The following is a 17174-nucleotide window of genomic DNA, read 5'->3' as shown; positions in this document are numbered from 1 at the left end:
AAAAGTAAAGTTCATCTGGAGAATCGGGGAAGTCTGGTGACTGGCGCAACCGGTTGCCGCGGACGATACTCTCGGCAGCAGCTTTCTTGAGGTGAATCATGCGTGGAATCTGGATGATCGGCGCCGCGGCGCTGGTCGCGGGATGTGTGGGGACGCCGCAGCTCGGCGGGACATGGGGCGCGCCTTCATTCGCGGCGCTTCAGCAGATGTGCGGCACCCAGAGCGTGGACTACGGCAGCGACGCGCAGGGCGTGTATTCGACGGTGTTCGATGCTTATGTGGCGAGCCGTCATGGCGGGTTATCGAAGGACGGGTTCTGCGGCTTCCAGACTACGCTGGCGCAGCACTACGCCACGCTTGGCGCGAGCAGCGACCCGCAGGCGCGCAACCAGTGGGTCGCGTTCCTGCTCGATCAACGGGTGAAGGCGTTGAGCTGGCGGGCGGCCGTCGATCCCACCTTGCGTAGCGGCTGAAGATTGACGCGCTTTCCACTTCGCGCGCGAGACGGGTAGTCCATCCGCATATCGCGCCGCCTTTTCACGGTAGGGCTACGAAACGCAGGCCTCAAGCTTTCCCCCTTGCACCGCTATAACTAGAGGTCGCCTGAGCGGGCGCACGTGTTCAACGTGTTCTGGGAGAGGTCTGCATGTCAGTCGGTTTCTATCCCTTCTCGTCCTCCGTCGGCCTGCCGACGCCGCCGCAGCCTTCGCCGGGACCTGTGCCGCTACCACCGGGCCAGAAACCATCGCCATCTGCGAGCCCCGCCCCAGCGGCAGCGGCGCCGTCCGCGCCCGCGACGCCGCCCTCCAATCCACCGAGCCAGCCGCCGGGCACCATCGCCGGCCAGCTGGCCGCGGGCACGACGCTCAAAGCGGGCCAGGACATCCGCTCCGCGAACGGCCAGTACGAACTGAAGATGCAGCAGGACGGTAATCTGGTCCTTTACGATCTGGCGAACCACAAGGCGCTGTGGTCGTCCGGCACGGCGGGCAGTGGCGCGCAGTCGGCGGTCATGCAGAAGGACGGCAACCTCGTCATCCTCAAGGGCACGCAACCGGTCTGGGTCAGCAAGACGAACGGCTCGCCCGGCGCGAGCCTGATGGTTCAGAACGACGGTAACGCGGTCATCTACAAGGCGAACGCGAAAGGCGACAAGGCACCGCCGGCAAGTGCGTGGAGTTCCGGTACGGCGGCCATGACGGTCGATACGCCCGACCCCGGCACGGCACCGACTACCGAGGTGCAACCGCCTGCGACGGTCGGGCTCTTCGCACCGGGCCTGCCGCCTCTCGGCGAACAGCAATACACGCTCACCAACGGCGAATCGGCGTGGACCGTGCTGCAAAAGAGTCACGTGTTCGACGGCAAGGATCTCGTCGACGCCACGCCGCTGCTGAACAAGAATCTCGCGGCCACGCCGTATCTCGACCGGCAGCCATTCGGCAACCGGCCGGCGAATCCCAGCAACGCGGTCTACTACATCTCGGACGGCAAGACCGTGACCGTGCTCGACTCGACGCGGCTCGGCATGCTGGAGCAGGAGCGCCAGCAACTCTACGCGGCCGAACACGAACCAGACCCGGCCAAAAAGACCACCGACGAGCAGCAACTTACCGCGACGATCTACACGGAGTTCGACTACGCGGGTACGCAGCAGGCCGTGCCGGACCTGACGCAACTGGCAAACTCGATCAAGCAGCGCGCGCCGAACGATCCGACGCTGAGTACGGCGGTGGATGCCGCAGTTGCCAGATACGCGGCCGATCTCAACGCCCAGGGCCGCACACCCGATCAGCTCGGCGCAATCGACAAGGCCGCCGCCGCGGGCAACTGGTCGCAGGTGCAGAGCCTCACGCAGCAGCAGATCGTCGCGTTCGTCGGCAAGGATCAGGGCGATGCGGCGGTCGGCGATATTTCTGCGCGCGGCGGTGTCTACCTCACTTACGCAGGCGGCAATCCGCAGTTCGCGAAAGCGGTCGAGCAGGGCATCAAGAACGCCCAGCAGCAGGTGCTGATCGACAATCCGGTCAAGACGGTTCAGGACGCTTACAACAAGGGCGGCGCGGCCGCGGCGATGAAAGCGCTGAACCAGATGACCGATCCGCAGACCATGACGCCCGGGCAGGTGGGGCAAATCATGTCGGATCCGCGCATTCAGGCGGTCGTCAAGAAGAGCCTCGACGGCATTCAGTGGAGCGATCCGGATTCGATCTCCATCACCGACGATCTCTCCGCTGCCTGTCAGCACGCGGTGGAGAGCGATCAGGGGCATCCCGGCATGGGCAAGGCGGCGGTGGATCAGATCGCCGCCGACGTGATCGACGCATCGGGCAGCATGCAGAACACGCCGCAATTGATTGGCGACCCGCCGGTGCTGTTCAAGGTGCTCGAAAACGGCGCGGCGCAGGGCAACGTATCGCTCGCGCTGGCCGTCGCGGCGAAGGCGACGCTGAGCAACGATACGGCGACGCAGGGGGTGGCGGTCGATGCTGCGCGCGCTGGTATCGACGCGTTCTCCAGTTCGGTGAAAAACCTCAACAGCCAGACCGCGCAGGACGCGCAGTTCATCGGCGTGCCGTTGCAGGACTGGGGCGGCGACAGCACGGCAGCCGAGCAGCAGGCGGCTATCCAGAAGCTGCTCGCCGACAATCCGGCCGACGCGAAGAAGCTCAATGCCGATGGTCTGCAGGAACTCGCGCAGCAGGAGCAATACAACAGCATGCAGATGGCGGTCGCGGCTTACTCGCCGGACCTGAACGGCGTGGCCGGTTTCAATCACGACGCGCCGCGCGACGTCACGCCGGGCGCGGTGCAGGCCACGCCGAGCGTCATGCGCGCGCTCGACGCCGTGCCGACGTTCGCCGGTGCTGCGCAAGCGGGCAATTCGACCACGCGCAATACGACGGTCACGAATACGCTGTGGTTCCAGCGTTCGTCGCGCAACGTGATCTATCAATCGCTGAAGGCGCTGTTAGTCCAGGACCCGTCGACGATGCCGGCGAGCCTCGCCAAATTCGGCCTGCGCGACAAGCTGCCCGACCCGGTGAAGAATCTGTTGCTGAGCTCGGACGGCAAGAATTTCAACACTATCCTCGAGCGCGTCAACAAGGGCGTCAGCGGCTATCTGTTCCTGCAGAACGGGGCATTCTGTCTCGACAACATCAGCACGGAACCGCACACCGTCGCGAACATCATCGAGGACGGCACGTACGCCGCGCAGCACGATCTGTTCGGTCTGTCGCAGTCGATGGCTGCCGTGCTGCCCAACAGCGGCGCGCTCGCGACCGTGCGTCCCGGTTCCGGGCAGACGCCGATCGCGGCAGCCCTCAACCGGTTGTCGAGCGCCGTCGACGGCATGAGCATATCGGATGGTGCGAAGAAGGCGCTAAAAGTCGCGGCCGGTGGCGCGTTTCGCGATACGGCGGACCTCGCTTATCTCGGCATCGACGCGGCTAACGCGGTCACGTATTTTACCGACGCGCAAACACCGGGCGACTACGAGCATGCGGCCGGCGAGACGCTCAGCGTGGCGGGCGACGCGGCTTTCCTGCTGGCCGCGGGGGGCGAGGCGGCGGGCGTTGAAACGATACTCGGCATCGGTATGGGCGCGGTCGGCTGGACCGGCATCGGAGCCGTGGTCATGCTGGCGGGCGCGGGCGTGTTCACCATCGGCAGCGCGGAAAACCATTCGCATGCGTTCGACGGCAACGACCAGCAATATCTCGTCGCGATCGGCGTGAAACCCGACATCGCCGCGCAACTGGCCAAGCATTCGTTCAGTTTCGACGCGAATGCACCGACCGCCGGCTCGTTCCTCACGCAGTATTTCCACGACGCGAAGGCGCCGCAATCGCAAATGGTCGCGTGGCTCAATTCGCTGACGCCGAAGCAGGCCGATGCGGTCGCGAGTGCGCTGAAAGCGGCCGATGGTGAATGGGAGAGCCGTCCGATGAAGCAGAATGCGGCCCAGTTCGATCAGGCATTGCTGGACGCGGGCATCATGCCGCCGATCAATCTGATCGCAGACAGTCAACCGTCTGCACCGGGTCAGCCGGCGGGGTAAGGCGGTGCCGGGCTAAGGTGCGCTCAGGTGCGCTTAGGTGTGTTTAGGCAGAGCACGCATATTGCGCGTGCTGGATCGGCGCGCCGATCCATTCCGGCGCAACCGACGTGGCAGGGTCCCGGCGCGGGCATCAAGCCGCGCCGGAGGGGAATCAGGACAACCGTTTGATCGCCCGGAGCGCGGTATCGCCGGTTTCGGTGAGACTCCATTGGCGCAGACCGGATGCGAGCTTTTCGAGCTGAACGAGCTGTCGTTCGAGCAGGGCATCCAGTTCATCCCGCTCCATCTCGACCTGATTCGGAGCGTCTTTCACTAGCAACAGTGTGGCGAATTCATGCGGACTCAGCATCGTTTTCTCCGTGTGAACTGCACCCGTATCACCAGAACAGCCAGCCTGGGGCTGGCGCGAACCGCGGGGCGATGCATGCGCGAGGGCAGCGTATGCCGCCGACGCAGCGGGCGGACATGCGTCGGGGAACTGGAGTTTAGTCAACCCAATAGAGAACGCCAAACCCGCCCCGTAAAATTTTCCATTTGACAACTGTCATATGGAGCGGCGGTCGGGCTGAGCAGCCAAATCCTTGATTTCACTCGAAGTTTAGCGTGCGCTGCAACATGGCTGCACAGCGAAGCTTACGTGGCGACGTAGACCTGGATGCCGGCGCTTGCGAGCGTTTCGTCCATCTCGGCGGGCGGTGGGGCGTCGGTGAACAGCGCATCGATCTGGTTCAGATGGCCCTGCCGAACGAGTGCCGGGCGGCCGAACTTCGAGTGATCGGCGGTGAGAAATGCGGTGCGTGCGTGCTCGATGATCGCCTCGGCGACGCGCACTTCCCGCGTGTCGAAGTCACGCAGCGTGCCGTCGGGTTCGATGCTCGACGTGCCGATGATCGCGAAATCGACCTTGAACTGGCGGATAAAGTCGATCGCCAGTTCGCCGACGATCCCCTTGTCCCACGGCCGTACGATCCCGCCCGTGACCAGCACCTCGCAGTCCGGATAGCCGCTCATCATGCTTGCGACGTTCAGGTTGTTGGTGATCACTCTCAGCCCGCGATGACGGTTCAGCGCGCGCGCGACTTCCTCAGTTGTGGTGCCGAGATTGATGAACAGCGACGCCTGGTCGGGAATGTGAGTCGCCACTAACGCGGCGATGCGCCGTTTCTCTTCGTGGAACATCCGCTGGCGCGCGGTGTACGAGACGTTCTCCGAACTGGTCGGCAGACTGGCGCCGCCGTGATAGCGGCGCAGCAGGTTCATATCCGCGAGCCAGTTCACGTCGCGCCGGATCGTCTGCGGCGTCACGTCGAAATGGGCCGCGAGATCCTCCACGGTGACGAAGCCGTCGCGTTGCACCCACTCGAGCAGTTCCTGTTGGCGCGCGTTGAGGGTCAGGCGAGGGTCTCGGGTCATGGCGTTCTGGTGTGCAGCGCGTGCCACGCACGCGAGCGAGGGTTGGCGAAGTGAGCGCGAAGTTTGAGCGCAAAGTGAGCGTATTGTAAAACCTTCCCGCGGGTTGTCTGCCCAGCTGCGCGACATCCGCCGCCTCGCGCGCGACTTACTCAGATGCCCAGCGCATTTATTCATTTGATAAATGAATTTGTTTTTAGCGGCGGTTCGCGCTGCAATCTTCCGTTCTCCGCTTCTGCATTCCTTTAGCGGTCCCGCCGTGCGATACGGTCGGGCCGCGTTTTCCGAGAGCCTTCGACATGACCCGCTTCAACTGGCAAAACCCGTATCCGACGCCGCGTCTGCCCGTATTCGCGCGCAATATCGTTTCGACTTCGCACCCGCTCGCGGCCCAGGCCGGGTTACGGATGCTCTGGAAGGGCGGCAACGCGGTCGACGCAGCGATTGCCGCTGCGGCGGCGATCACGGTCGTCGAACCGGTGTCGTGCGGCCTGGGCGGCGATGCGTTTGCGCTCGTGTGGGACGGCAAGAAGCTGCATGGGTTGAACGCATCGGGTGTGTCGCCGGCGGCGTGGAACGTCGACTACTTCAAGCGTAAATACGGCGAAGAAGGCGGCCTCGCGAAGCAGCCAAAGCGCGGCTGGGACACCGTCACGGTGCCGGGTGTGATCGCGGGCTGGGAAGCGCTGCACGAGAAATTCGGCTCGCTGCCGTTTGCCGACCTGATGGAGCCGGCCATCGAAATCGCCGAGCGCGGTCATGCGGTGGCGAGCATCGTTGCTTACAAATGGGCAGCGGCCATCCCCGATCTGAAGGACCAACCCGGTTTCGCGCAGACCTTCATGCCGCGCGGCCGCGCGCCTGAAGTCAGCGAACTGGTGCGCTTGCCCGGCCACGCGAAGACCTTGCGCCTGCTCGCCGAACAAGGTCCGCGTGCGTACTACGAAGGCGAGATTGCCGAGCGCATCGCCGCGTTTTCGCGCGAAGGCGGCGGTGCGATGACGACCGGCGATCTGCGCGGCTATCGTGCGGACTGGGTTGAACCGATCGGCAAGGATTATCGCGGCTATACCGTTCATGAAATTCCGCCGAACGGGCAGGGCATTGCGGCGCTGATCGCACTCGGCATCCTCGAGCAGTTCGATATGAATACGCTGACCGTCGACAGAATCGAGTCGCAGCATCTGCAGATCGAAGCGATGAAGCTCGCGTTTGCCGATGTCTACCAGTATGTGGCCGACCCGCGCTCGATGGACGTGACGCCCGAACAGATGCTCGATGACGCCTACCTGAAGTCGCGCGCGAAGCTCATCGATCCGAAACGCGCGACGCATTTCGACTTCGGCATGCCGCAGGCCGGCGGGACGATCTACATGTCCGCCGCCGACGAGAACGGCATGATGGTGAGCTTCATCCAGTCGAACTACATGGGCTTCGGCTCAGGCGTCGTCGTGCCCGACACGGGGATTGCGCTGCAGAACCGCGGCTGCGGTTTCTCGATGGATCCGAAGTCGCCGAATGTCGTCGAAGGCGGCAAGCGGCCGTTCCACACGATCATTCCGGCGTTCCTGACGCAGCAGGTCGACGGCCGCCAGGAGGCGGTGATGAGTTTCGGCGTGATGGGCGGCGACATGCAGCCGCAAGGCCATCTGCAGTCGATCGTGCGGATGCTCGATTACGGCCAGCAACCGCAGGCGGCCTGCGATGCGCCGCGCTGGAAGGTCAACCGCGACTTCACGATCGACGTCGAGTCGACGCTCGATGCGGATACGGCGAAGGCGCTCGAAGGTCTCGGCCACACGATCAAGTCCGTCGACGATCCCTATATGGACTTTGGCTCCGGCCAGTACATCTGGAAGCTCGACCGCAACGAGCCGGAACGCGGCTATGTGGCCGCCAGCGACAGCCGCCGCGACGGACTGGCTGCCGGCTTCTGAAACGGTATGAACCATTAGGCCGGTTTTCGCCGCGGTGCGTCCCCGTTCCCCCGGGACGCACCGCGCGACGGTTCGATCCCGCCCGAAAACCAGATATACGATTTGCATCGTTCGCCGGAATAGCCATACCGGATAAGCAGACCCGCTCACCCAGGAGCGGGCAGGAGACCTCCCGATGATCCCTTCGACGCCGCAATCCGCGACGCCCGCCGTATCTTCCGTACCTCCCGTGCCGCATCTATCTGCGCCGTTATCGCGAGCCACGGTGCGGCGGATTGTGTTTTCGTCGTCGGTCGGTAATGCCCTCGAATGGTTCGATTTCCTCGTTTACGGCTATTTCGCCGCGATCATCGCGAAGCAGTTCTTCCCGTTGCACGACGAGTGGCTCTCCACTCTGCTCGCGATCGCCACCTTCGGCATCTCGTTCCTGATGCGTCCGTTGGGCGCGGTCGTGCTCGGTATCTATGGCGACCGAAAGGGTCGTAAGGCGGCGCTGACGCTTGCCATCGCGCTGATGATGGTCGGCACGTTCGCGATGGCGGTCATGCCGTCGTATGCGTCGATCGGCATCGCGGCACCGCTTCTCGTGCTGTTCGCGCGACTCGTGCAAGGCTTTGCGGTGGGCGGCGAATTCGGCAGTGCGACGGCGTTCATGGTCGAGCATAGCCCGACCCGTCGAGGCTATTACGCGAGCTGGCAATTCGCGAGCCAGGGTCTCGCGGCGATTACGGCGGCCGCATTCGGCTCGCTGCTGACGGTATGGATGTCGCCTGAATCGCTGACCAGCTGGGGCTGGCGCATCCCGTTCATCTTCGGTCTGCTGATCGGGCCGGTGGGGTATTACATTCGCGCGCATCTGGACGAGACGCCCGAGTTCGTCGCGGCACAGCGCGAGCGGGCCGCAGCGCCACAGGACACCACCGAAAAAAATCCGGTTTCGTTCGGCAACCAGTGGGCGAACCTGATTCTTGCGATCGGCATCGTTGCCCAGTCGACGGTCGGCGTGTACGTGCTGCAGCTCTACATGCCGATGTATGCGGTCAAGCAGCTGCATATGGCGGCCGCGGCTTCGTTCGGCGTCGTGGTGTTGAACGGCGGCTTGCAGTTCCTGCTGTCGCCGGTAATGGGCGCGCTGTCCGACCGCATTGGCCGGATCAGGATCATGCTGACGACATCGGTGCTAATGGGCACGCTGATCTATCCGATGTTCGCGCTGCTGCAACGTCACCCGACCATTGGCTGGCTATTGTTGCTGCAAGCGATGGCCGGTATCTTCAAGGCCGCTTACTCAGGACCGATGCCAGCGCTGCTCGCTGAGATTTTTCCGACCCGCGTGCGCTCGACCGGGCTGTCGATCGGCTACAGCATCGGCGTCACGATCTTCGGCGGCTTCGCACCGACAATAGTAGAGACTTTCATCCATTTGACCGGCGACAAGCTCGCACCGAGCTATTACGTGCTGGCGGCTGCGGTGCTGTCGGGGGTGTCTCTTGTGATTGTCGGGTGGCGCATGCGGCGCCATCGGTAACTCGCCAGACCTTACGTACCGGACATTCGCAGCGCGATTGCCGGTAGAATCCACGGGCGGCCCGACATCGGGCCGCCTGTTTTTTTATGCGCCGGACTCCTGTCGTTTTGATTCGAAAGAATTCGATCGTCTATGGAAGGAACTGCCGAAAGCCGGCACGGTCTGTGCTGGCATATCTGCACATTTGCGTAACACCAGCTAAGATGCAAGATAGAAACGGGTTACCAATTTCAAAGCGCTGTATTTGACACGGTGGGCCGCCGGGCGAAACGAGGCGTTTGAGCAAGCTCCGCGAGTCAATACAGTTTTGGGAGCACCAGAGAATGCAAACACCCAACCATGTAATGCCATGGCGTATTGAGGATATCGACCTGACCCGCATCGACCGTCAGCGCGCGGTCGCCAACGAAGATCTGCTGCTGCTGCTGTGCGCATCGTCCTTCATCGAAAGCGGCTCCGACCTCTACACGGCCAACCTCAGTACATTTTTTAACGGCGATCCGGAAGTTTCGGCGTGGCTCAACAACGAGTGGGAACCCGAAGAGCTGCAACACGGCCGGGCGCTGAAAACTTACATTGCCTACGTGTGGCCGGAATTCGACTGGGATACGGCGTTCCGCAGTTTCTTCGAAGAGTATTCGAAGACCTGTTCCGTGGAAGATTTCGAAAAGACGCGTGCGCTCGAACTGGTTGCACGCTGTGTGGTCGAGACCGGCACGGCGACGTTGTATCGTGCGATCGGCGAGTGCTCGGATGAGCCGGTGCTCAAAGAGATCACCGACAACATCCGCACCGACGAAGTCCGTCACTACAAGCACTTTTTCAAATATTTCAAGAAGTACAACAAGATTGAAGGCAATGGCCGGCTTGCCGTGCTCGGTGCGTTGATGCGCCGCGTGATGGAAATCAAGAACGAGGACTCGGAGATTGCGCTGCGTCACGTGTTCGCGATTCGCTATCCGGAGCGCGTGCACGATTCGGCTTATAACCGCGAGAAAGCGGCGCGCGTCAATGCGCTGGTGCGGCGTAATCTGTCGGCCGACATGTGCGTGAAGATGCTGCTCAAGCCGCTCGATCTGCCTGCGAAGATTCAGCCTGGTGTTCACTATCCGCTGGCTAAGATCACGCAGCACGTGTTTTTCCGCTGATTTACCGGGTATTTCGTGCGGCGCTTAAGGTGCCGTGCGCAACCGGCAACCGCTACTTACATGGCCCGCTTTAGCGGGCCATTCTCGTTGCAGACCGTCGCCAAGGAACTGTCGATGTCCGATTCTTCCGCTTCCTCCGCGTCTTCTAACCGCGAACGCATGCTTGAACAGCAGACCTTCGATGCATGGCCGCAACCATTGCGCGAGTTGTTCGATGGCACGTCGCTGGTCGCGAAGATGGGCTTCACTACATCGCTCGTGACTGTCGATGCAAGCGGTTCGACTCGCACTTCATTGCTCGGACCGGGCGAGCTATACGCGCCCGATGCGCAACGACTCAGCATCGCGCTCTGGCCGCAATCGCGAGCGGCGCGCGTACTCGCGCAGCGTGGCCGCGCGGCGTTGACGTTTGTATTCGATGAGGCGTTTTATCAGGTGCAGCTTCGCATGGCGCCGCTCGCGGCGACCGATGCGACGCTCGCATACTTCATCGGATCGATCGAGACGGGCGAAGTGCAGCGCGTGGGTTACGCACGGCTGACAGGTGGGATTTCGTTTGAACTGGGCGCGGATAGCGCTGCGGTGCTCGCGCGTTGGGAGCAACAGATCGGTGATCTGAAGCGTGCCGCCGATGCCGCAACGCGCGGTGGCTAGCTGCTGCTAGCAGCACCGCGGTCACACAACAGCAAGCGACACAACCTGCTTCAGAACAACGCCATTACCGGCCGCGTTGCCCGCCGTTGCGCGGCACGCCACCCGGGTTGGTGTTGCCAGTACCACGCGGACGATTACCACTGAGCAGCGCGCCTGCATTGTTCGACGGTTTCCGCGGCGCATGCTGTGCAGCACCGCCTGTGTCGTGCGAGGCCGCGCGCGGCTTGTCCTGACTACGCGGTGCATCCTTGCGAGGCTGGCCTTGCGTCGTCCCTGCCTTCGCAGCATGAGCAGGCTTCGCACCACCGCCTTGCGCCTTTGGCTTGGCTTGCTGCGCGCCACCGGCAGCCGGCCGTTGACCTGAACGCGGCGCTGGCTTGGCCGATCCCGATCCACCTTCACGCTTCGGCGCACCCTGGCTCTGACGCGGCTGACGTCCACCTCCGCCGCCAGCACCCTGGCTGCGACGCAGGATCGGTTCGGGCTTCGCGGTCGGATCCGGTTCGAAGCCCGGAATCACTTCCTGCGGCACCGCACGCTTGATCAGCTTCTCGATGTCCTTCAGCAGTTGCAACTCGTCGACGCACACGAGCGAGATCGCTTCGCCCGTCGCACCCGCACGGCCGGTACGACCAATACGGTGCACGTAGTCTTCGGGCACGTTCGGCAGGTCGAAGTTGACCACGTGCGGCAACTGGTCGATATCGATACCGCGTGCAGCGATGTCGGTGGCCACCAGCACCTGCAGCGTGCCGTCCTTGAACTCGGCGAGCGCCCGTGTGCGTGCGGACTGACTCTTGTTGCCGTGAATTGCGAGCGCGCTGATGCCGTCCTTACCGAGCTGTTCGGCAAGACGGTTCGCACCGTGCTTGGTACGCGTGAACACGAGCACCTGGAACCAGTTGTACTGACGGATCAGATGCGTGAGCATCTCGCGCTTACGATCGCGATCGACCGGGTGAATCTTCTGCGCGACGAGTTCGGCTGTGGTATTGCGACGCGCGACTTCGATCAGCGCCGGCGAATCGAGCAGGTTGTCGGCGAGCGTCTTGATTTCATCGGAGAACGTTGCGGAGAACAGCAGGTTCTGCCGCTTCGGCGGCAGCTTCGCGAGTACACGCTTGATGTCGTGGATGAAGCCCATATCGAGCATGCGGTCGGCTTCGTCGAGCACGAGGATCTCGATATGCGACAGATCGATGGTCTTCTGCTGCATGTGATCGAGCAGACGCCCGGGCGTCGCGACGACGATGTCGACGCCGCGGCGCAGCGCATCGATCTGCGGATTGATGCCGACGCCGCCGAACATCACGGTCGACTTCAGCTTCAGATATTTGCCGTACGCCCGCACGCTTTCCTCGACCTGGGCGGCGAGTTCACGCGTCGGCGTGAGGATCAGGGCGCGCACGACGCGCTTGCCCGATGCGTGCGGCGGCATGCCGGTCAGGCGTTGCAGGATGGGCAGCGTGAAGCCGGCGGTCTTGCCGGTGCCGGTCTGTGCGCCGGCCAGCAGATCGCCGCCGTTCAGGACCGCGGGGATCGCCTGCAACTGGATCGGCGTAGGGGACGTGTAGCCCAGTTCGTGCACGGCACGGACGAGGGGTTCGGACAAACCGAGGGAATCAAATGACATAAATACTCTTTGCAATGCAATTGGAGCGACAGGCGCAAATGTTGCCGGTTGGCGCGTCTCGACTCGAGATGCGCGCGGGCTTCGGCTTGCTGGCCGGTCGCAGGGAAAACGGGCGGCGCGCGGTGTGCGTGCCGGATGCATCGACGCGCTATGCAGACACGTCGACTGGCGTTAAGTTGCATTCGCCGCGATAGGCATCACGCGACATAGCGCGCGACGGTGACGAATTGACACAGGCTGCCGGCCAGCACGAACAGGTGCCAGATGCCATGCCCATGCCGGATGCGCTCGTCGTTGATGAAGAAGTAAATGCCGGCGCTATAGATAAGACCGCCGGCGACGAGCCATGCGGTGCCTGCGGCCGGTAAGGCTTCGACCAGCGGGCGGACGGCTACGAGCGCGAGCCATCCCATCAATACATACAGCACCATCGAGACGCTACGGGTGCGGCGCCCGAGCGTGAGTTCCTGCACGATGCCGAGAACGGCGAGCCCCCAGCTTACGCCGAAAAGCGACCAGCCCCACGGTCCGCGCAAGGTGACGAGCGTGAACGGCGTGTAGCTGCCGGCGATCAGCAGGTAAATCGCCGAATGATCGCACTTCTGCAATACCGCTTTGAGCCGCGGACTGCGAACGCTGTGATAGAGCGTCGAGATCGCGTACAGCGTGAGCAACATCGCACCGTACACACTGAAGCTGACGACCTTATATGCGTCGCCCTGCAGCGCGCCCATCGTGACGAGCGTCGCCAGTCCCGCCACCGACAGCACCGCGCCGACGAGGTGGGTAATACTGTTGAACCGCTCACCAACGTGCACGCGTAGCTCCTCTACCTGTTTGCTGTGCGCATCGTCATGCCGTCTTGCGCACGTTTCATCCTATGGTCCTGCAAAAAACGAAGGGCGCGGCCGCGATGCTCGCAGGCCGCGCCCCGATGCGATCGGGCGCTATCAGTCGAGCGGCGCCGAACGCAGATCGCTGACCTGTTGCGGCGACACGGCCGTGCCGTGGTTGCCCCACGTCTGGCGAATGTACGTCACGACAGCAGCGACTTCCTGGTTCGACAGCGACTGCGCGAACGGCGGCATCCCGTACGGCTTCGGATTGCCGAACGTGCTGGGCGGATAACCGCCGTTGAGCACCATGCGGATCGGGTTGACCGCCGACGGCATCTGAATGGACGGATTATTCGCGAGCGGCGGGAAGTGCGGGGCATACCAAGACCGTTTGCTGCGTGACACTTCGCGCAGTTGTCGAGGTAGATCTTCTTGCCCTGTTCCGCGAGCTGGCTGGCGAGCTGCGGCGACGTTTGCAGCTGCAGCGATTCCGGCGCTTCGTCCTTCTGCGGAATCGTCTTCAGGTACGTCGACATCGCCTTGATATCGTCGTCCGACAGATACTGCAAGCTGTTGTGCACGACTTCCGCCATCGGGCCGAACACCGCGCCACGCTGCGACACACCGGTCTTCAGCAGGTCGGAGATGTCCTTGATGTCCCAGTCGCCGAGGCCGGCTTCCTTGTTCGACGTCAGCGACGGCGCGTACCAGTTCTGCAGCGGAATCAGGCCGCCGGCAAACGCCGCCGAGCTGACCGGGCCGCCCATCATGTTGATCGACGTGTGGCACATGCTGCAGTGACCGAGACCTTCGATCAGATACGCACCGCGATTCCACTCGACCGATTTGGTCGGATCCGCCTTGTACTCGCCTTCGCGGAAGAACAGCGTGCGCCAGCCGATCAGCAGGTTGCGGTTGTTGAACGGGAAGCGCAGTTCATGCGGACGGCTCGGCAGCGACACCGGCGAAACCGAGCGCAGGTACGCGTAGATCGCGTCCGAATCGGCGCGCGTGACCTTCGTGTAGCTCGTGAACGGGAAGCCCGGATACAGCAGGCTGCCGTCCTTCGACCGGCCCGTATGCAGCGCGCGGTAGAAGTCGTCCTGGCTCCACTTGCCGATACCGAATTGATCGTCAGGCGTGATGTTCGGCGTGTACATCGTGCCGAACGGCGTCGCCATCGGCAGGCCGCCGGCGAATTCCTTGCCGCCGCGTACCGTATGGCACGCGATACAGTCGCCGGCGCGGGCGAGGTACTCGCCCTGCTTGATCAGCGCGGCCTGGTCGGCGGGCGTGGCTGCAACGGCCGTGCCGTTATGCAGGTGATCGCCGCCCGACCACAGGACCGGGACGAGCGCGGCGGCTGCAACAACGACGACAGCCGAAAGAGCGAACAGGGACTTGCGTTTCATTTGGTTATCTCTCCCGGTGCCTTATTGCGGTTCGCTGCCGCAGGCAAGCGGAGTCTTCATCGAGCCAGCCGGAGCCGGCACGGGGTTTTGCGGAGCATGCTGCGAGGACAGCCAGGCGGCGACGGCATTCACGTCATCGTCGGTCAGACGCGTGGCAATGGTGTGCATACAATCGGGTTCGACGGCATGACGCGTACCCGAGCGCCACGAGCCGAGCTGCGCGCTGATGTAGTCGGCATGCAGGCCCACGAGACCCGGGATGGCCGGTTGCATACCGGTCAGCACCTTGCCGTGACAGGCCGCGCAAGCGGGAATCTGCTTCGACGCATCGCCGTTCAGCACGATTTCCCGGCCGCGCGCAAGCGTCGAGGTCGATACGCTCGGCGTGGCCGGTGCCGGATACGGCGGGCGTTGCTGCGAGAAGTACGTCGCGATGTCGTGCAGGTAGTCGTCCGAGAGATACGTGACGAGGTAATTCATGGGCGGATACCGGCGGCGAGCTTCGCGGAAGTTCACGAGCTGGTTGTACAGATAGTCGGCCGGTTTGCCCGCAAGCCGCGGGAAGTAATCGTTGTCAGTCCCCTGCCCATGCACGCCGTGACACGCGGCGCAGGCTTGCACGCGCGCTTCCATCGTGTCCGGAGCCTTGGGTTGGGTCTGCGCATTCGCAGCGCTATAGACGCCTGCACAGCCGATCAGCAGAAGGGCGAGCAATGGGCGGAAAATGCGTCTTGAAGACACGCGTAACTCCATCATGAGCGGGGACCTGACCGAACTTCGAACGGCTCGGTGAGAAAAAGTAGCCGGCGCTGCGGCGACGCAGCATTCTATCATCGATGGGTGATGGTGACTATTTGCGCGATCCGACATGGATCGGGCCGCAAACGTCCATGCGGCGGTTTGACGCAGCGTGGCTGGAGCGGTCGATTGCGCTTGTGGGGCCGGCCGTCGAGTGTTTTCGTGCAGGCATGGCCTGGATACGCCGAGACCCGCTGGCAGATCGATTGAACCGGCGCGCAGCGGCGCCATCGAAGCGTACACTGCCGGTTCCGCGGCGCGGGCGCTCCCCGGGTGCGTTCCGGTAACCGCGTTGCTCGCCATATTTCCGCGAGTCTGGTGTTTCCAGATCGCTTACGCGATCCTTCGTTTTCTCTTTCAATACGTCTCTTCGTTTGTTCCCAATGACCATCTCCGATTCGTTCCGCCCGTTCCTGCGAGCGCTGGCAACCGGCGTTGCGGCGTTTGCCGTAGCGTCCACTGCTTTCGCTCACGCGTTGCCGACTGCGCGTGACCCCGCGCCCGACGCGGAAGTCGCCGCGCCCACCCAGGTGACGATGCGCTTTAGCGAGCCGCTCGAACCGGCTTTCAGCAAGATCGTCGTGAGCGATGCGGCGGGCAGGCAGATTAGCGCGGGTGCGTCAGCGGTTGATGCCGATGACCGCAAGGCCATGCACGTCGCGTTGACGCCGTCGCTCGCGCCGGGGCGCTACAGCGTGCACTGGAATGCGGTCGCGACCGACGGTCACCGCACCCAGGGCGACTATGGGTTCATCGTCAAATGAGGCCGGACGGACTGTGGATCGGGCAGGTCGCCATGGCCGCGCTCATGAATGTCGCGTTTGCTTTTGCGCTCGGCTCCGCGCTGCTCGGCGCGTGGCTCGAGAAAGATGCGCGCACCGCGGTCGCACCGGGGCGACCCGCATGGCTGCGCGCGCAACGCTCGATGCGGGCCGCGACGATCGTGTTGCTGCTCGCCGACCTCGGCTGGCTGTGGTACGAGGCTGCGTCGATGAGCGGTAGTGCGTTGCCGGCCGCGTTCGGTGTGATACCCACGGTGCTCGTGCAGACGCATGTCGGGCATGCGTGGGGTGTCGCGTTCGCGGGCGCGGTGCTGTTGCTGCTCACCGCACTGGCGGACCACGGTACGCTGCGCAACGCGTTGCTGTGGCTCGCGGTGATCGTGGTGGCGGCGGGCAAGGCATCGCTTGGACACGCGGCCGATGCGGGCGTTGTCTCCGCAGCGATCGGCGTGCATACGCTGCACGTTCTCGCGACCGGCGTATGGGGCGGCCTCGTGATCGCGGCCGGTCTCTCGGTGTTGCCGACGCTTGGTGCGTCGACGGCGCGCGGCGTGTTGATTCGCACCGGGGTGCAGTTATCGAGTGTCTCGCTGGTGGCGTTCGTGTTCGTGCTTGCAACCGGCGCGTTCAATACTGCGCGCGGCTCAGGCGGCTCGCTTGATGTGATCTGGACAAGCACCTGGGGTCACGTGTTGCTGCTCAAGCTCGCACTCGTCGCGCTGGCGCTGCTGTTCGCCGCGTTCAGCCGCTTCTCTGCGCTGCCGCGGTTACGCCGCACCGCGTCGACCGTGGATGCGCACACGGTCGTCAACCTGCTGTACTTCGAGGCGCTGGCGATGATCGGTGTGTTCGTTGCGGCTGCGGCGTTGTCGCACAGTGTGCCGGGGTTCGCCGCGCTGGTCGGTTGACCGGCGGTCATGCGACATATGACGACGCCGGGAGGCGGGACGCGAGTCGGTGCGTGAGTCTGGAG

General features: G+C 63.5%; 13 protein-coding genes and 1 pseudogene. 8 read left to right on the top strand and 6 right to left on the bottom strand.

Annotated features, from left to right (window positions below; genetic code table 11):
* Positions 1-98 precede the first annotated feature (98 nt).
* Entirely contained in the window at positions 99-473 is a 375-nt protein-coding gene (locus FNZ07_RS30345; protein WP_091011063.1) for a hypothetical protein, read from the top strand.
* Positions 474-646: 173 nt separating this feature from the next.
* Positions 647-4063, top strand: a complete 3417-nt coding sequence (locus FNZ07_RS30340) for a hypothetical protein (protein WP_091011064.1) — start codon at positions 647-649, stop codon at positions 4061-4063.
* Between the two features lie 151 nt (positions 4064-4214).
* Here FNZ07_RS30340 and FNZ07_RS30335 read toward each other — a convergent pair whose 3' ends face one another.
* The gene (locus FNZ07_RS30335; RefSeq protein ID WP_091011065.1) at positions 4215-4412 is read right to left on the bottom strand and encodes a hypothetical protein; all 198 of its coding nucleotides are present in this window, start codon (positions 4410-4412) and stop codon (positions 4215-4217) included.
* 284 nt (positions 4413-4696) lie between these two features.
* Positions 4697-5476, bottom strand: a complete 780-nt coding sequence (locus tag FNZ07_RS30330) for a DeoR/GlpR family DNA-binding transcription regulator (RefSeq protein ID WP_091011066.1) — start codon at positions 5474-5476, stop codon at positions 4697-4699.
* Positions 5477-5772: 296 nt separating this feature from the next.
* Here FNZ07_RS30330 and FNZ07_RS30325 point away from each other — a divergent pair, with 296 nt between their 5' ends.
* From FNZ07_RS30325 to FNZ07_RS30310, 4 genes are all read left to right on the top strand, one after another.
* Positions 5773-7410 carry a gamma-glutamyltransferase family protein gene (locus FNZ07_RS30325; protein WP_091011067.1) on the top strand — a complete coding sequence of 546 codons (1638 nt, stop codon included), beginning with the start codon at positions 5773-5775 and terminating at the stop codon, positions 7408-7410.
* Between the two features lie 175 nt (positions 7411-7585).
* Entirely contained in the window at positions 7586-8938 is a 1353-nt protein-coding gene (locus tag FNZ07_RS30320; protein ID WP_091011068.1) for an MFS transporter, read from the top strand.
* A 344-nt stretch (positions 8939-9282) separates the two neighbouring features.
* Positions 9283-10086 (top strand): ferritin-like domain-containing protein, encoded by an 804-nt coding sequence (locus tag FNZ07_RS30315; protein ID WP_091011069.1) that lies wholly within the window; start codon positions 9283-9285, stop codon positions 10084-10086.
* A gap of 114 nt (positions 10087-10200) precedes the next feature.
* The gene (locus tag FNZ07_RS30310; protein WP_091011619.1) at positions 10201-10740 is read left to right on the top strand and encodes a hypothetical protein; all 540 of its coding nucleotides are present in this window, start codon (positions 10201-10203) and stop codon (positions 10738-10740) included.
* Between the two features lie 64 nt (positions 10741-10804).
* On the opposite strand, the gene FNZ07_RS30305 is transcribed toward FNZ07_RS30310, so the two are convergent.
* The 4 genes and pseudogenes from FNZ07_RS30305 to FNZ07_RS30290 all read right to left on the bottom strand — a co-directional run bounded on the left by FNZ07_RS30305 (position 10805) and on the right by FNZ07_RS30290 (position 15374).
* Positions 10805-12373 (bottom strand): DEAD/DEAH box helicase, encoded by a 1569-nt coding sequence (locus tag FNZ07_RS30305; RefSeq protein ID WP_091011070.1) that lies wholly within the window; start codon positions 12371-12373, stop codon positions 10805-10807.
* Positions 12374-12570: 197 nt separating this feature from the next.
* A complete protein-coding gene (gene trhA, locus FNZ07_RS30300) occupies positions 12571-13191 on the bottom strand; it encodes a PAQR family membrane homeostasis protein TrhA (protein WP_091011072.1) in 621 nt (206 codons plus the stop codon).
* 132 nt (positions 13192-13323) lie between these two features.
* A pseudogene (locus tag FNZ07_RS30295) lies at positions 13324-14621 on the bottom strand (c-type cytochrome).
* A 21-nt stretch (positions 14622-14642) separates the two neighbouring features.
* The gene (locus tag FNZ07_RS30290; protein WP_091011074.1) at positions 14643-15374 is read right to left on the bottom strand and encodes a c-type cytochrome; all 732 of its coding nucleotides are present in this window, start codon (positions 15372-15374) and stop codon (positions 14643-14645) included.
* Positions 15375-15802: 428 nt separating this feature from the next.
* Between FNZ07_RS30290 and copC the strand changes: the two genes are divergently transcribed.
* Positions 15803-16183 carry a copper homeostasis periplasmic binding protein CopC gene (gene copC / locus FNZ07_RS30285; protein ID WP_091011075.1) on the top strand — a complete coding sequence of 127 codons (381 nt, stop codon included), beginning with the start codon at positions 15803-15805 and terminating at the stop codon, positions 16181-16183.
* Entirely contained in the window at positions 16180-17109 is a 930-nt protein-coding gene (locus FNZ07_RS30280) for a CopD family protein (RefSeq protein ID WP_091011076.1), read from the top strand. Before copC ends, FNZ07_RS30280 begins: the two co-directional genes overlap by 4 nt.
* The last annotated feature ends 65 nt before the right edge of the window (positions 17110-17174 follow it).

The organism is Paraburkholderia megapolitana, from assembly GCF_007556815.1.
GTDB lineage: Bacteria > Pseudomonadota > Gammaproteobacteria > Burkholderiales > Burkholderiaceae > Paraburkholderia > Paraburkholderia megapolitana.
Note: the sequence above shows the minus strand (reverse complement) of the source record. Positions and strands in the feature narration are given on the sequence as shown.

Bases quoted from the DNA above. Each gene is read 5' to 3' on its own strand.
- FNZ07_RS30310 (WP_091011619.1), top strand. From the start codon at position 10,201: ATGTCCGATTCTTCCGCTTCCTCCGCGTCTTCTAACCGCGAACGCATG.
- FNZ07_RS30305 (WP_091011070.1), bottom strand. From the start codon at position 12,373: ATGTCATTTGATTCCCTCGGTTTGTCCGAACCCCTCGTCCGTGCCGTG.
- FNZ07_RS30330 (WP_091011066.1), bottom strand. From the start codon at position 5,476: ATGACCCGAGACCCTCGCCTGACCCTCAACGCGCGCCAACAGGAACTG.
- copC (WP_091011075.1), top strand. From the start codon at position 15,803: ATGACCATCTCCGATTCGTTCCGCCCGTTCCTGCGAGCGCTGGCAACC.
- FNZ07_RS30320 (WP_091011068.1), top strand. From the start codon at position 7,586: ATGATCCCTTCGACGCCGCAATCCGCGACGCCCGCCGTATCTTCCGTA.
- FNZ07_RS30345 (WP_091011063.1), top strand. From the start codon at position 99: ATGCGTGGAATCTGGATGATCGGCGCCGCGGCGCTGGTCGCGGGATGT.
- FNZ07_RS30325 (WP_091011067.1), top strand. From the start codon at position 5,773: ATGACCCGCTTCAACTGGCAAAACCCGTATCCGACGCCGCGTCTGCCC.
- FNZ07_RS30340 (WP_091011064.1), top strand. From the start codon at position 647: ATGTCAGTCGGTTTCTATCCCTTCTCGTCCTCCGTCGGCCTGCCGACG.
- FNZ07_RS30290 (WP_091011074.1), bottom strand. From the start codon at position 15,374: ATGGAGTTACGCGTGTCTTCAAGACGCATTTTCCGCCCATTGCTCGCC.
- FNZ07_RS30280 (WP_091011076.1), top strand. From the start codon at position 16,180: ATGAGGCCGGACGGACTGTGGATCGGGCAGGTCGCCATGGCCGCGCTC.
- FNZ07_RS30315 (WP_091011069.1), top strand. From the start codon at position 9,283: ATGCCATGGCGTATTGAGGATATCGACCTGACCCGCATCGACCGTCAG.
- FNZ07_RS30335 (WP_091011065.1), bottom strand. From the start codon at position 4,412: ATGCTGAGTCCGCATGAATTCGCCACACTGTTGCTAGTGAAAGACGCT.